Below are 14,857 nucleotides of genomic sequence, written 5' to 3'. Positions count from 1 at the left end.
GAGTTATGGTAGCGCTTGTCCTCTTTGGCGTGTTTATTATCTGCTTCGTTCTCACGGTGCCGATTGGTATCTCCCTTGGTGTCGCGTCCATTTCTGCAATCTGGTACAGCGACATCATCAACATTACCTACTTTGCACAGAAGCTGACCACGGCTGCGGATTCCTTTCCGCTCATGGCTGTCCCCTTCTTTATTCTGGCGGGCAACCTCATGGGATCTGGCGGCGTGTCTCGCAGACTGCTTGATCTGGCGACAATCTGTTTTGGACGCATGAGCGGCGGTCTCGCCCTTGTGACCATTGCAGCCTGCATGTTCTTTGGTGCAATCTCAGGCTCCGCAGCAGCAACAGTTGCAGCCATTGGCACCCTGATGGTTCCAGACATGATTAACAAGGGCTATGACAAGTCCTTCTCATCCGCCCTGATCGCAGCATCTGGCGGTCTTGGAGCCATTATTCCCCCATCACTTTCGATGGTTATTTACTGTGTCGCAACCGAGCAGTCGATTTCCGAACTGTTCCTTGCTGGCGTCATTCCTGGCATTCTGCTGGGCCTTGGCTTTATGGTGTATTCCTATTTTTATGCCAAAAAGAAAGGCTACAGTGGCGCAGCCCATCATTATACCCTGAAGGAAAAGCTGGACATCGTCTGGGAAGCCAAATGGGCCATTGTGGTTCCAGTCATCATTCTTGGCGGCATCTATGGCGGTATCTTTACCCCCACAGAAGCTGCTGCCGTGGCCGTCGCCTATGGCTGGTTCATCGGTACCTTTATCTACAAGGAACTGACCTTCCGTGATCTGCCCAAGTACCTGCTTCAGGCCGCAGTCATCACGGCAACCCTGCTGGTCATCATTGGCACCTCTGCTGGATTCGGGTCTATTTTGACACTGGCCCGCATCCCTAACCAGATTGCCAATCTGATCCTGTCTCTCTCAGACAACACGGTAATCATTCTACTGATGATTAATGCCCTGCTGCTCTTTGTCGGCACATTTATGGAAACCCTTGCAGCCATTATTATTCTGGCTCCAATGCTCCTGCCGCTTATCCACCAGCTTGGCATTGACCCCATTCACTTTGGCCTGATTATGTGTGTGAACCTCGCTATCGGCTACATTACGCCGCCACTTGGCGCGAACCTCTTTGTTGCCTGTGGCGTGACTGGCACACCATTTTCAAAAATCTGTCGCTCAGTCATTCCGTTTACCATCTCCATGATTCTGACGCTTGGACTTCTGACCTACGTTCCGCAGCTCACGATGTTCCTGCCCAAATACTTCATGCGAGGCATGGCCCTGAGTCAGGCGCTGGCGTTCTAGCCCAGCGGTCACATGACACAAAAAAGCCCAGCTCGATTTCGAGCTGGGCTTTTACATTGGCGGCAGGAAAGAAATTTGTGATCCGTTCATACCCTCAAGAGAATCATTTCTTATAGCATACAGTCTGCCACCAGAGCTTCCTAGCTGTCTTCTTTTGGAGGCGCTGCGACCGTTCCACGCTTCACATAGACACCGGGGAATTTCCACTCCTGTTTCACAGGACTTTTGCTCTGAACCTTGCTCAGGACCGTCATCGCGGCGTCTATCATCTCCGGCACGGACTGCCGAATTGTACTCAGATCATAGACAGGACGGGAAGACACCTCAACATCGTCAACGCCAATGACGGAAATGTCTTCTGGAATCCGAAGGTTCATACGCTGGCGAATCACATCCATAGCAGCCTGTGCCATAACGTCACTCAGGCAAAAAAGGCCTGTGGGATATGGACGTTTCAAAAACATTTCCATTGTTGCAGTTCGGGCATCTTCATAATTGTAGCCACCCATCGCGTATGAGGTAATTTCTCCGCCACGGTCTTTCACCCGTTTAGAGAAGCCCCTCCAGCGGCCATCATGAGTTGATGTATTCTCCGAACCACCAATGCAGCCCAGACGCCTGTGTCCGGCGTCGAGCAAAACATCCGCAGCGAGACGGCCGATCTGCACGTTGTCACTGCTAATGTTATAGGTCGTGCTTTTGCGAATAACCCGGTTCAGCAAAATAACCGGAATTCCTGCTGCATTACTGACTTCGGCCATTTCCGAAGACAGCTTGGATGAAATGATAATAATAGCAGCAACCTTGTACTGCATAACCTGAGGAATCAGCATATCAACACTCGTATCTTTTGGTGTTGAGAAAAGCATGAGCTTAAAGTCCTGCTTTTGGAGTTCCTCAGAGAGTCTGGCCAGCAAGCTGGCATAAAACGGGTTTGTGGTCAGGCTATTGGTAACGACACCAATGACCCTGCTTTGTTTAGAGATGAGCATACGGGCAATCGCATTGGGCTGATATCCAAGCTCATGAGCAGCATTCAGAATTTTTTCCCGCGCTTTTCCAGAGATCGACGCCCCCTGGGTAAAAGCACGGGAAACTGTCGAGCGGGACACACCAGCACGCTTTGCGACGTCCGCAGCGGTGACAACAGAAGTTCCAGAATTTTTTCGCATAATTTTTCTACTCGCTTTTCAGACGTATTTTACCAGATTCACAGTTCAGGGCAGGCTCTGAATAGGGCAAACCAAAGCTCCTCATCCTTTAACTTTCATACCACGGTGTGGACAATTGCAGTACTGTAATCTCGCGCCCTGCCACGACATACTGCACGAATTCGCTCAAAAATCACGTTCGGGTAATTTTTGGTATAAAGACAGAGATTTATGGGTAACATGCTGACAGTTAAAGAACAATACAAAATGCTATCGTAACCATTGTGTATAATTTTTTTGAAAAAATAATTATCAAGAATTTATTATAATCTCATAACTATCTGTTTTCTAATACTTTCCAACATAAAGCTAGAGATGCATCGTGCCATTGACACGAGATTTCCTTTTTGCAATATTGCACTCGTGACCAAAAAGTCATTCTCAAAAAGGAGTTTTCTCAAAGATTTCTTTTTTCAAAAACGCATTCCCCCAGAGCGGTTCTCCCGCGTGGCGTCGTTTTCTTTGGACCATTTTCCCTTGTGGGGCAAGGGAAATTTTCCAATTCTCGCCGCAAAGTACAAAGACCCGCCATTCAGATCACTCCCCTCTCTGAGTTTTCTGAGCTTTCGGACTCGTCTCCTTTGGAATGCACACGTTACCATGCTTTGAAAAACTCGTTTTAAACGCCTCTCTCTTAACAGTTTTTAGCTACAAGGAGCTTTGAAATGGCAGTTAAAGTTGGTGTCGCAGGTTATGGTGTTATTGGTCAGCGTCTCGCTGATGGCGTCTCCCTTCAGAAAGATATGGAACTCGTCGGCGTCGCAGACGTCGCTCCAACTCTCTCCATCCGCGCCCTCGTCGAACGCGGCATGCCCTATGACCTCTACTGTGCTGTCCCAGGAAAAGAAAAAGACCTGGAAGCCGCTGGCGTCCCCGTTTCTGGCTCCTTTGACGATCTGCTCGGAAAAGTCGACATCATGCTCGATGCGACCACTGCTGGCGTCGGCGCTATGAATCGCAAACTCTACGAAAAGGCCGGAGTAAAAGCTATTTTCCAGGGCGGTGAGAAAAACGACGTCGCCGACGTCTTCTTCCACGGCTATGCAAACTATGACAAAGGCCTTGGCGCTGACTTCCTCAAACTGACCTCCTGCAACACCACAGGCCTCATCCGCACCGTGGACTGCCTCGACCGTTGTGTTGGCGTCGAAAAAGCCGCCATCACCATCATTCGTCGCGTTGCTGATCCGGGCGACTATCATCGCGGTCTCACCAATGCTCTCAAAATGGACAAGGCTCCCAACCATCAGGCTGTGGACCTCATGACCATTATGCCCCACATCAATGCGACAGGCCTCCTCGTTCACACCCCTGTCACTCATGGCCACATCATTACCCTCGTTGTGACCCCCAAAAAAGACATCTCTGTCGAAGAAGCTATCGCACAGTTCAAGAAGCACCCCAGAATCCGCGTCGTCACCACCGACGAAGGTTTCACAGGCAATGCCTCCTTCTTCCGCTATGCACGCGACCTCGGCAACAACCGCAGCGATATGTACGAAATCGGCCTCTGGGCTGACACCGTCGTCAAATCCGGCCGCGACATCATGTTTGCTATCAACATCCCTCAGGAATCCGTCACCATTCCTGAAACAATGGACGGCATCCGCGCTGCCTGTGGCATGCAGAAAGACGGGAACGACGGCGTTGCCAAGACCAACGAATACCTCGGCCTCGGCAAGTGGATGACGCCCCAGTACATGGAGGACTAGCATGTCTGCTCTTCCTGCAATGGAATCCCTTGATGTCACAGGAAAAACGGTTCTCCTAAGGCTCGACATTAACTCACCTATCGAGAAAGAAACCCGTCGCATCAAGAATACCAACCGGATTTCAAAGAGTATTCCTACTCTTAACGCCCTGTTTGAAAAAGGTGCGCGCATCGCCATCATTGCGCATCAGGGAGACACCGAGGACTATCAGAACCTCATCCCCCTGCGCGAACATGCCGAGCTGCTCACAAAAATGACAGGGCATCCGGTTCGCTACATCGACGACGTGGCCGGTCCCGCAGCACAGGACGCTATCCGCTCCCTTAAAGATGGCGAAGCCGTCATCCTTGGGAACCTGCGGTACCTCGCCGAAGAAGTCTCGGTCTTTGAAAAAGTCGTTCCCCTTGAGCCAAAGGACATGAAAGACGTCTTCCTCGTTCGGAATCTTGCACCTCTCTGTGACTGCTACATCAACGATGCCTTTGCAGCCGCACATCGCAAGTCCCCCTCGATGGTCGCCTTTCAGGAACTTCTGCCCTCCGCCGCTGGCCCGCTCTTCTGCAACGAAGTCGCCGCCCTCGACAAGGTCATGAGCCACCCGGAACGCCCCTCCGTCTTTGTCCTTGGTGGTGCCCGCATCGGCGACGCCTTCGGCATGATGGAACAGGTTCTGAGCACAAACAAAGCCGATACAATCCTCACCTGTGGCGTGACTGGAAATGTCTTCCTCCTCGCCAGTGGAATCAACATCGGCGGACCCTCTCGGGACTTTCTCGAAAAAAGAGGACTCCTCCAGTATGTCGACCAGGCCGCACAGTATCTTCGGGATTATCCTGGGAAAATCGCCGTTCCCTCGGACCTCGCATACAGCAGCAACGGCCAGAGAGCCGAAGCGCCCGTATCTCAGCTCCCAGAAGATCAGGCCTTTCTCGACATCGGCTCGAAAACCATTGAACAGTATTGTGAACGCATCCTCTCCGCTGGCACCATCTTCGTCAATGGACCCGCCGGTGTCTATGAGGAACTCCTCTTTAGAAACGGTACCGAACAGCTCTTTCACGCCATCGCTGACAGCAAAGGCTACAGCGTTATCGGCGGCGGCGACTCCGTCACAGCCGCTCAGAGTCTGATCGATATCAAAAAAATCGACTATGTCTGCACTGCGGGTGGAGCTATGGTTCGTTACCTCTCAGGTAAAAAGCTCCCCCTCATCATCGCAATGCAGAACGCTCACGCCTAGCCATGCGTGGGTAGGCGTGGGAGGAGCGAGACTCCGTCTCGCGCTCTGCAAGGGGCGCAGGGCGGGCGGGGGTGTTTTATTGGGACGCTGTCCCAAACCCTGCAAGGGGCGCTGCCCCTTGACCCCGCCCAAGGACGAGGCCCTTGGGAATCCCGCTATCGCCCGAAATAAAAGGGGCCGGATGAGTGAAAGCCTTTGGCTTTCCCCTTCATCCGGCCCCTTTTTTTCGGTCTAATTAACTGGGCGTGTGTTCTTTGTGCCTCAACCCTTTCTTTCTGAACGCTTGCGTTCAGAAAGAAAATGGTGGCAACCGCACGGGAAAGAGAAAGAAGCCGCTTTAGGCAGCCCCATTAAGTTTAAAAGCCGTGCAAGCGAAGCTTGCACGGCTTTTAAACTCGATGAGGATACGTAAGGGAATCATTCCCTTACGCGGGGGTTTGGGGGCTGGCCCCCAATCTTCTCTGATGACCTTGACAGAGAGGCGAAAGCATGCGAGCTGTTCCAGTGTTACTTTTATTGAATGCGTACTATCTTCCGCACACACATTCATAAAAAATACTCTAGGGAACAACTATGAAACGGCTTTTCATTCTGCTCTGGACTCTGCTTTTTACTTTCTCGTTCTCCGTAGCTCAGGCCCGCAGCATCACAGATGCGCTTGGCCGACAGATAGCTATCCCTGAACGCGTCACTCACGTTTTGTGCTCTGGTTCAGGGTGCCTGCGCCTGCTCAGCTACCTTGAAGGCCAAACGTTTGCTGTCGCCGCAGATGAAATGGAAACCCGCTACGAAAAATTTACGGCGCGCCCCTACGCGCTGGCATATCCTGAATTCAAAAAGCTTCCCCAGTGCGGAGAAATTCGCGGACACGATAACCCTGAACACATTCTTATGCTGTCTCCTGCGCCACAGGTTATCTTTAAAACAGTCTCCTCTCATCAGGGAACCGAGCCAGACAAACTCCAGAAGAAAACCGGAATTCCTGTTATTGCCATCCACTATGGCAACCTTGATTCACGAAGAGAAGAGCTGTTCCAAAGCCTGCGAATTATCGGAGAAGTCATAGACAAACAGCAGCGTGCGGAAGATGTTGTCTCCTTTATCCAGACACGCATTGCGGACCTCAAAAAAAGAACGGCCCACATTCCCGACAGCAAAAGACCCAGAACCTTTGTCGGCGGCGTTGCCTACCGAGGCCCACACGGCTACCAGTCTACAGAACCCGGCTACCCCCCGTTTGCCTTTGTTGGAGCAAAAAATCTTGCAGCCGAAGGCTGTGCAGGAAAAGCACTGAGTAAGCATGCAAGCGTTGCAAAAGAGAAAATTCTTGCGTGGGACCCAGATGTCCTCTTCCTTGACCTCTCCACGCTCCAGATGGAAGCCACAGCAAGCGGCCTGTACGAACTCAAAAACGATCCGGCATACCAAAGCCTCACGGCAGTTCAGAAAAACAGGGTCTACGGTGTGCTCCCGTATAACTGGTATTCAAAAAACTACGGAAGCATACTGGCAAATGCCTATTACGCAGGAAAAATTCTTTATCCAGAAGAGTTTGCAGACATTAACCCCGCACACCAGGCAGACGAAATCTTCCGTTTCCTTGTTGGTGCTCCAGTATTTGAACGCATGAATAGCGCATTTTCCAATCTTGCATTTAGCCGCATCACTGTGAGCAACAATGGGAAATAGCCTTGCCCTTTCTCAACGCTACGCCGCGTACATTAACAAAAAGATCCTGCTCCTTGGCGTCCTTGGCGCTTCGCTTGTCCTGACTCTTTTGGTGAGTCTCTCACTTGGTGCAGCACAAATACCGCTCCATGATGTGCTTGCCGCACTCTCCGGCACTCCCGTTGACGCGCGTCTTAAACTCATCATCTGGAATATCCGTCTCCCGCAGGCACTTTCTGCACTTCTGGCAGGAGCGGGACTCGCAATATCCGGGACAGTCATGCAGTCAATCCTGCGAAACCCTCTGGGATCACCTTTCACTCTTGGGATTTCCCATGCAGCAGCCTTTGGAGCCGCGCTCGCCGTCATGCTCCTTGGTGGTTTCGCCCAAAGCCACCACAGCGTCGCCTCAAGCATTGGTCCGTACTGCATTACGGCAACAGCATTTGCCCTAAGCATCATAACTGCCGCACTTATCGTCCTCATCTCACGCCATCAGGGAACCCGTTCAGAAGTCATGGTCCTGAGCGGTGTAGCACTGGGATCGCTTTTTACTGCGGCAACCATGTTTCTCCAGCTTATTGCCGACGACGTCCAGCTTGCAGCAATGGTCTTCTGGACCTTTGGAGATACGGCCCGGGCATCATGGACAGAGCTTGGTCTGATGAGCGTACTTCTTGCTCTGTGCTCAGCCTATTTTCTGTGGAATAGCTGGGCCTACAACGCCATAGACATTGGTGACGAAACAGCTCAGGGGCTGGGTGTGCAGGTGAGCAAAATTCGATTCATGGGGATGCTCGCAGCCTCCCTTCTGACGGCCTGCATCATCGCCTTTCTTGGTATTATCGGCTTTGTAGGCCTCGTAGTTCCGCACATCTGTCGAAAGCTTACCGGTGCGGACCACCGCTTTCTCCTGCCAGCCTCTTTTCTCGGCGGGGCACTCCTGCTGCTGCTTTCAGACACTGCGGCCCGCCTCATTCTTGCGCCGCATATACTACCCGTTTCTGTGCTTACGGCATTCATGGGAGCACCTGTTTTCCTGTATCTTATTATCAAGGGGCAACGGTCATGATTCTGTCTGTCTCGAATCTCAACTTTGATTATGGAGCACAACGCGTTCTGCACCAGATACGCTTTGCCCTCGACCACAATGAAATCCTCGCCATCCTTGGCCCAAATGGTTCAGGAAAAACAACACTTCTCAAAAATATCAATAGCATTCTTACCCCGTCTCAGGGGAATGTCATGGTTGAAGGACACGAGATCCTTTCCATGAAACTTCAGGATGTGGCCAAGCTCATAGGCTACGTACCACAAAAGACAGACTCCGCGCGCATCACAGTCTTTGATGCCGTCCTGCTTGGACGCACGCCCCATATGTCCTGGAGTCTTGGCAGCCACGATATTGATCTTGTGCACAACGCACTTCGGCTTACCGGGCTTGATGCGCTGGCACTTCGGATGACAGATCAGCTCAGCGGTGGAGAACTCCAAAAAGTCGCCATTGCCAGAGCGATTGTTCAGGAACCAAAGCTTATGCTTCTGGATGAGCCAACAAGTGCCCTTGATCTGAAAAGTCAAATCAACATCCTGAATACGCTCAAAGGACTGGTCACAGCACAGCACCTCGCAGCAGTGATTACGCTTCATGACATCAACGCCGCCCTGCGCTACGCAGACAAGCTTATTTTCCTCAAATCAGGTCGAATCCATAAATTTTGTAGCGCTACAGACATCAGTTCCCAGCTTGTCGAAGACGTCTACGAATTGCCAGTAGACATCGTCCATGTCCACGGCACGCCCTTTGTAGTCCCCACAGCTGCCATGTAAAAAAGGCCCCGCAACAGCGAGGCCTTTTCCTGTATTTTAACGAGGTTCTTTACGCCTTCTCACCCAAGTTTAAAAGGGTATGTAAGGGAATCATTCCCTTGCGCGGGGTCCAGGGCTGGCCCCAGATCTCTCCCCATCCCTCCATCCAGCACTCACGGGCTGGGGATCGTCCCCAATCTTCCCCCAAAAGAGCTGAATTATCCTGTCCGCTGGAGGCGGGGTTAAATACGTCCCTGCAACAAAAGCAAAAAAGGAAATCGCCACAGTGGGAACAATAGCGTGCACGCCCCCCATATCCGGCTTCAGAATGGTAAGAGCAAAAAATGCGGCGGTACCGAAAACAATCGAACAGACCGCCCCAGAAGCATTTGCCCGCTTCCAGTACAGCCCCATAATGATAGGCCACAAGTACACTGCCTCAAGTCCACCAAAAGCAAAAAGATTAATCCAGACAAGTAAGTCAGGCGGCTGAATCGCAGCGAGAAAGACAAGAAGGCCAATCACGGCGGTAGAGGCAAGACTCATGCGCTTGAGGCTGATGGGCGTCATCTTGGATGCGTCACCATCAAACTTATACTGAATGTATAAATCCTTAATAATCGCGGCCGAGGCAAGCAGCAACATGGAGTCCACGGTGGACATAATCGCGGCCAGAGGCCCGGCAATAAAGACTCCAGCCCAAAACGGCGACAGCAGCTTTACAATAAGTGTGGGCATCGCCAAATCACCTGCGGGTAAATCAGGAATCACGGCTCGGCCAAGAGTACCGGAAAGGTGCGCGCATAAAATCATGAAACCAATAAGCAGGGTTCCCATAATCATGGCGTCATGCATTGCGCGCGAATCGCGGTAGGCCATGCACTTCTGCGTTGTCTGGGGCAAGCCAAGAATGCCAAGGCCAACAAGTATCCAAAACGAAAGAATAAAGGGCTTTGGTACAACATCTTTTGGGCCTGTTGGAGTAATCAGCCCCGGATCAATGCTCTTGAGCGTCGTAATGCACTGCTCAAGTCCACCACCAGCCTTGATAACCGCAAACAGCACAACCACGGCAGCAATGGCCATAACAAGCCCCTGGATGGCATCAGTCAGCACAACAGCCCGGAAGCCACCAACAGCAGTATACAGAACAACCGTAAGGCCAAAGAGAATCAGGCCCACAAGGTACGGGTAACCCGTCACAGCCTGAAAAAGCCGCGCGCCACCAATAAACTGGGCAAGCATGGCGGCCATAAAAAATATCAGCAGCGCAACAGAACAGAGAATGACAACAGCTTCACTCTGAAAGCGTGCGCGCAAAAAATCCGTCAGGGTCACGGACTGTGTCTTTCTGGCCATAATGGCAAAACGCTTTCCAAGCACTCCAAGGGTCAGGAAGGTCGTGGGGACCTGAATCATGGCAAGAAAGACCCAGCTCAGACCAAAACGGTACGCCACTCCCGGCCCACCAACAAAGCTGCTCGCGCTGGTGTAGCTGGCAATGATGGTCATGGCGAGGACAAAGCCCCCCATAGAACGGCCACCAATAAAATATTCTTCGATGAATCCCTGAGAGGAGTCTCCGGCGGAAGATCGCCTGCGCGCCCAAAAGGCCACGCCAAACGAAAGGATCAGATACACAATGACTGGGATAATGGTCATGAGATGGGCATTCATGCGTCGTCCCCTTCTACATCCACGTGAGCGCTCTTTTCATCAAGCGGCTCATCAAGAGGCATGTCTTTAAAGAAGAGGCGGACCATTACCCATAAAAGCACGGTAATCAGAGGATAGCCGACAATGCAGCTATAAAAAAACCAGGCAGGAAGTCCCAGAATTGTGGAATACTGCTCAGGGTCTCCGTCCCCAAGTCCATATCCACTGACGTACCACCAGACAAAATACAGGGCATATGCTCCAAGGCAAAGCAATGCTTCCTTGTTGGCCTGCGCAAAACGCCAGTCCTGTGTCTGCTTGCTCATAATGTGAACCTTTGTGTGTCTTAAAGGTGAAAAACAGGGCACGCTATTGCGCCCGCATTTTTCTTGACTCAAATTAACCAAAAAAAGTACCGGCAACGTAGGGACGTTGCCGGTATTGGTCAACTGAGGTTGAGGTCTATTTCCCAAAAAATTCTTTCGCAATACCCTTCAAAGCCGCCTGCACAGCCTTGAAATTCTTGCCAGTCCCGCACTGCAAAAGAAAAATAAGGGCTTTTTCCTCTCTCCTCTGGTTCAACCAGTTGCACTGGTTTCCAGAGTCAAAAGGCTCACCTTAACCGTAGCGATATTCGACGCCGAATGTCCCGTTCGGGTATTCCCATTTTTTAATAATGGTCTTGCCACACAGAATACGGCAGGTACCGCATTCAAGACAACCGGCACAGTCAAAATGAACATTGCCACTTTCGTCGCGCTTGTAGAGACCTGCGGGGCAGGCAGCTTCAAGCTTGGCAAATTCAGCCGGATCGGGATTCTCGACAAGCTCAATATGCGGATTGCCTTCATCCACGAAAAATTTATTTACACCGAGTTTGACGTCAACGTTGACTGTGTTGCTCATATGGAACCCACTCCTTTGAAAGCATCCTTCATGAGGTTGAGGAAACCGACCTTTTTCAGGTGAGGCATAATTTTCTTGCGCAAGGCAACAGACGGGCCATTAATGGTAAAGAGATCTTTCATGATGCCTTCCACCATTTCTGGGTAGTCGTTGAACATACGGGGATTGTCGAGGAAACCGGGAAGCTTTTTGTACAGCTCAAGGTCCTTCATCACAAAGCTTTCCTCGATGTCCTTCTTGTACTGCTCAAGGGCACTCGCACTAAAGTCGCCCTTTTCCTTGGCGGCAATGATGGCCTTTGCTGCGGCTTCACCAGAAGCAATAGCCAAATCCATACCGCGGACAGTGTAGCCAACGTTCAGGCACAGTCCTGCAGCGTCACCAGCAATCAGCACGCCGTCACCCACAAGCTGGGGCACCATGCCAAGGCCACCTTCCGGAACAACATGAGCAGAGTATTCAATCTGCTTGCCGCCTTCGATAAGGGGCTTGATTGTCGGATGGTTCTTGAAGTCCTCCAGCATCTGCGGAACACTTTTGCCTGCCTTTTCGATGTTGTGCAGTCCAAAGACCACACCGAGAGAAACAGTTTCCTCGTTCGTGTAGAGGAAACCGCCGCCCATATGTCCATCAGAAGGCATACCAGCAAAGAGCCATGCAGCACCTTCGCCGTCAGCACAGCCAAAGCGGTCGTTCACCTGCTTCTTGCCAAGCTCGATGACTTCCTTGACGCCAACAGCACAGTTGTGAGGCGTTACCTTACTGACCATGCCCAGCTTTTCGCCAAGAATGGAATTCACACCATCAGCAAGAATGACCATGTCGGCTTCCATTTCTTCCTCTGCAGCGATAACGCCACAGACCTTGCCGTCACGGACAATCAGGTCGTCAACGCGAATGCCGGGGATCATGTTCGCACCGGCATCTTCGGCCTTGGAAGCGAGCCACTGGTCAAAGGAGGACCGCAGCACAGAATACGAGCGGTTCGCCTGATCGTCAGCGGCCGGAGCAGCATAATCCATTGTGGTGCTGCTTTCTTCGGTCATAAAAGAAATTTTCTCATGAGTGATGCAGCGCTCAACAGGAGCCTCTTCCGCAAAATTCGGGAAAATCTTCTCCAGGCTGTGCGCATACAGGCGACCACCAGTCATGTTCTTGGCGCCAGAAAAGTTTCCGCGCTCAATCACCAGCGTTTCCAGACCGGCTTTGGCGAGCAGGTATGCGCTGGTGCAGCCAGCCAAACCACCGCCTACAATAATGACGTCAAACTTGTCTTCAGACATAAAACCCTCACACACGGCCCACGGCCTGTGAAATTGAGTTGTGTAAGGGACAGACATTCCCAAAACATGCCTGTCCCAACATTGGAGAGGTTACAAATTTGCACTACGGACACACCGTTATCCCACAAGGCTTAGCAGCAGAGACGGAAGCTCTGTGCCAATAGCCCTGTTGTAGGGAATTGCCCAGTACTTGAGGAGAAAGACAGAAACGAGCACACCCATCCCAACCATGAGCCAGCCATAGCCCCTGTCTTTCCGATATTCTTTTGCCTGTGCTTCTTCCGCAGGAATACGGTGAAGCTTTTCCAAAAACGCGAGTTCTTCTGGAGTTCGCGTTTGCCCTCTGGAGCCAAGGACGCCCAGAATGACACTCAGGAAAAGCCCAATGAAGAACGGGTCAAGAAATGCAACAAGATGCGGAACCCCAAGTTCCTTGAGCAACTTAAAGAACAGATAACCACAGAAGCCTCCGACCATAGCGAGATAGGCTCCCCGCTCGGTGAGGCGTTTGCTCCACACACTGGCAAACGCCACATAGCCCCAGGATGCGGCAATAATCGTACTGGCGAACCACGTAATGATACGGATTGATGAGAGATCCAAATACGCGAGCACAAGGGCAAACAGCCCAACGCCAAGCACAATGCCCCGGGTCCACCGGAGGTGAGATGTTTCGTTTCGGGTATCGAGATTCAGCACATCACTGGAAAGGCTAAAGCTCACCACAGAAAGAAACGTTGATGCAGAAGACAGGCCTGCGGTCATAATGCCTGTCAGCATCAGGACGCCAACACACTTGGGCATCACTTCAAATGCAGCCCAGATCAGGACACGTTCGGGCTGCTCCATACCTGGATTCAGCGGAATGACACTCACCGCCATCAGGTACAGATAAATAGAGAACACAACAGTCAGAATGGCCGATATGGCTCCGGAACGGAAAATCACATGTTCATTTTTCGCCATGAGATTTCGTCCGGCCTGCCACGGACTGACTCCGACAGCGACCATCCAGACGAGGCCCATCGTGATGGCATAAAGCATTATGTCCATCACCGAGCCAGCTCCAGGATTGCCGTGATATTCAAGCAATCCCCTGGGAGTATTAGGGTCCTGCATCAGGGTATCCAGAAGCGACCCAAGCCCTCCCGCGGCATTGAAGACGTACGGTCCGGCAATAACCGTCGCCCCCAAGAAAAAGATAAACATCATGGTGTCTGTCAAAATGACACCGCGAGAACCGGAATAGAACGTAAACGCAGTAATGCAGCCCCAGGCGATCAAAAGGCAGGTCACCCGATCAAGCCCGGTCATGGTCTGCATGAGAATCCCTGTGCCCTGAATGACACTCAAAAGATACGCAGTCAGGGAAACCACCGTCGTGATGCCTGCAAAGCGCCGGATTCTTTTGCTGTTAAACCGATATGAGAAATACGTGGGCATGGTCCGCACTCGCGCCCGGCGAATGTAGCGCCCAAAAAACAAAGCTCCGAAAATGTATCCACACGCGCACAGCGTGTTGATAAGGATCATGGTGGTCATGTTGCCGCCATAGCAAAATGCCGTATCGCCCATGAACCCGTTTGTGCTGAGCATTGACGCAAACATGGTCCCGGCAATGAGCAGGGTCGGAGCGTTGCGTCCACAAACATAATAATCTTCGACGTTCTTGACCCTACGGCCAGCATACGTGCCAACGAGCATATAAAAAACGACACTCAACAGGACACCAAGTATGTAAATATTCACAGTAGGTCTCCCGGCTAAATCTTTTGTCGTTCAATGTCGTTGCGCTTCTGCTCCCGGTACAGGTTCCAGTTCATAAGCAGGCCAATGCCCACCAATGTTCCGCCGATTATCACAGAGAATAGAATCTCGCCCATAGCTTCCTCCTGTTATGCTTGCATCCTTCAAGCCGGAGCAGAGAGTGCGCCTATGGATCTGCCTCATTAAAAAAGTGATATTCTCGACAAAAATGAGTCCTCACTCTTCGTCAAAGCCGGCAAAGCGCGTGCATCCTTTTCTGAAAGTGTCCTATGTTACTTCGTGAAGA

General features: G+C 51.5%; 12 protein-coding genes. 6 read left to right on the top strand and 6 right to left on the bottom strand.

Translation table 11 applies throughout. The features are described 5' to 3' along the window. Positions 1 to 5 precede the first annotated feature (5 nt). Positions 6 to 1,319 carry a TRAP transporter large permease gene (locus B5D23_RS03735; protein ID WP_078684066.1) on the top strand — a complete coding sequence of 438 codons (1,314 nt, stop codon included), beginning with the start codon at positions 6 to 8 and terminating at the stop codon, positions 1,317 to 1,319. Between the two features lie 140 nt (positions 1,320 to 1,459). Here the strand turns inward: B5D23_RS03735 and B5D23_RS03730 are convergent, their stop codons facing one another. Beyond that, entirely contained in the window at positions 1,460 to 2,491 is a 1,032-nt protein-coding gene (locus tag B5D23_RS03730; RefSeq protein WP_078684065.1) for a LacI family DNA-binding transcriptional regulator, read from the bottom strand. Positions 2,492 to 3,195: 704 nt separating this feature from the next. On the opposite strand from B5D23_RS03730, the gene B5D23_RS03720 reads away from it, so the two are divergent. From B5D23_RS03720 to B5D23_RS03695, 5 genes are all read left to right on the top strand, one after another. Beyond that, a complete protein-coding gene (locus B5D23_RS03720) occupies positions 3,196 to 4,242 on the top strand; it encodes a type II glyceraldehyde-3-phosphate dehydrogenase (protein WP_078684063.1) in 1,047 nt (348 codons plus the stop codon). 1 nt (position 4,243) lies between these two features. Next, entirely contained in the window at positions 4,244 to 5,482 is a 1,239-nt protein-coding gene (locus tag B5D23_RS03715) for a phosphoglycerate kinase (RefSeq protein WP_078684062.1), read from the top strand. Positions 5,483 to 6,055: 573 nt separating this feature from the next. Continuing rightward, the gene (locus tag B5D23_RS03705) at positions 6,056 to 7,171 is read left to right on the top strand and encodes an iron ABC transporter substrate-binding protein (RefSeq protein ID WP_078684060.1); all 1,116 of its coding nucleotides are present in this window, start codon (positions 6,056 to 6,058) and stop codon (positions 7,169 to 7,171) included. Then, positions 7,161 to 8,222 (top strand): FecCD family ABC transporter permease, encoded by a 1,062-nt coding sequence (locus B5D23_RS03700; protein ID WP_078684059.1) that lies wholly within the window; start codon positions 7,161 to 7,163, stop codon positions 8,220 to 8,222. Before B5D23_RS03705 ends, B5D23_RS03700 begins: the two co-directional genes overlap by 11 nt. Then, on the top strand, positions 8,219 to 8,980 hold the full coding sequence (locus B5D23_RS03695) for an ABC transporter ATP-binding protein (protein ID WP_078684058.1): 762 nt from the start codon (positions 8,219 to 8,221) through the stop codon (positions 8,978 to 8,980). Before B5D23_RS03700 ends, B5D23_RS03695 begins: the two co-directional genes overlap by 4 nt. 90 nt (positions 8,981 to 9,070) lie before the next feature. On the opposite strand, the gene panF is transcribed toward B5D23_RS03695, so the two are convergent. The 5 genes from panF to B5D23_RS03670 all read right to left on the bottom strand — a co-directional run bounded on the left by panF (position 9,071) and on the right by B5D23_RS03670 (position 14,553). Further along, entirely contained in the window at positions 9,071 to 10,636 is a 1,566-nt protein-coding gene (gene panF, locus B5D23_RS03690; RefSeq protein ID WP_078684057.1) for a sodium/pantothenate symporter, read from the bottom strand. Then, positions 10,633 to 10,941, bottom strand: a complete 309-nt coding sequence (locus B5D23_RS03685) for a YhdT family protein (RefSeq protein ID WP_078684056.1) — start codon at positions 10,939 to 10,941, stop codon at positions 10,633 to 10,635. The genes panF and B5D23_RS03685 overlap by 4 nt, the downstream gene beginning before the upstream one ends. 292 nt (positions 10,942 to 11,233) lie before the next feature. Further along, entirely contained in the window at positions 11,234 to 11,521 is a 288-nt protein-coding gene (locus B5D23_RS03680; protein WP_078684055.1) for a ferredoxin family protein, read from the bottom strand. Beyond that, the gene (locus tag B5D23_RS03675; RefSeq protein WP_078684054.1) at positions 11,518 to 12,804 is read right to left on the bottom strand and encodes an FAD-dependent oxidoreductase; all 1,287 of its coding nucleotides are present in this window, start codon (positions 12,802 to 12,804) and stop codon (positions 11,518 to 11,520) included. The genes B5D23_RS03680 and B5D23_RS03675 overlap by 4 nt, the downstream gene beginning before the upstream one ends. Positions 12,805 to 12,921: 117 nt before the next feature. Beyond that, the gene (locus B5D23_RS03670; RefSeq protein WP_078684053.1) at positions 12,922 to 14,553 is read right to left on the bottom strand and encodes a sodium:solute symporter family protein; all 1,632 of its coding nucleotides are present in this window, start codon (positions 14,551 to 14,553) and stop codon (positions 12,922 to 12,924) included. Positions 14,554 to 14,857: the final 304 nt, after the last annotated feature.

This window comes from Desulfobaculum bizertense DSM 18034 (assembly GCF_900167065.1).
Lineage (GTDB): Bacteria > Desulfobacterota > Desulfovibrionia > Desulfovibrionales > Desulfovibrionaceae > Desulfobaculum > Desulfobaculum bizertense.
The sequence above is the reverse complement of the archived record's forward strand: the minus strand, read 5'-3'. Positions and strand labels throughout refer to the sequence as shown.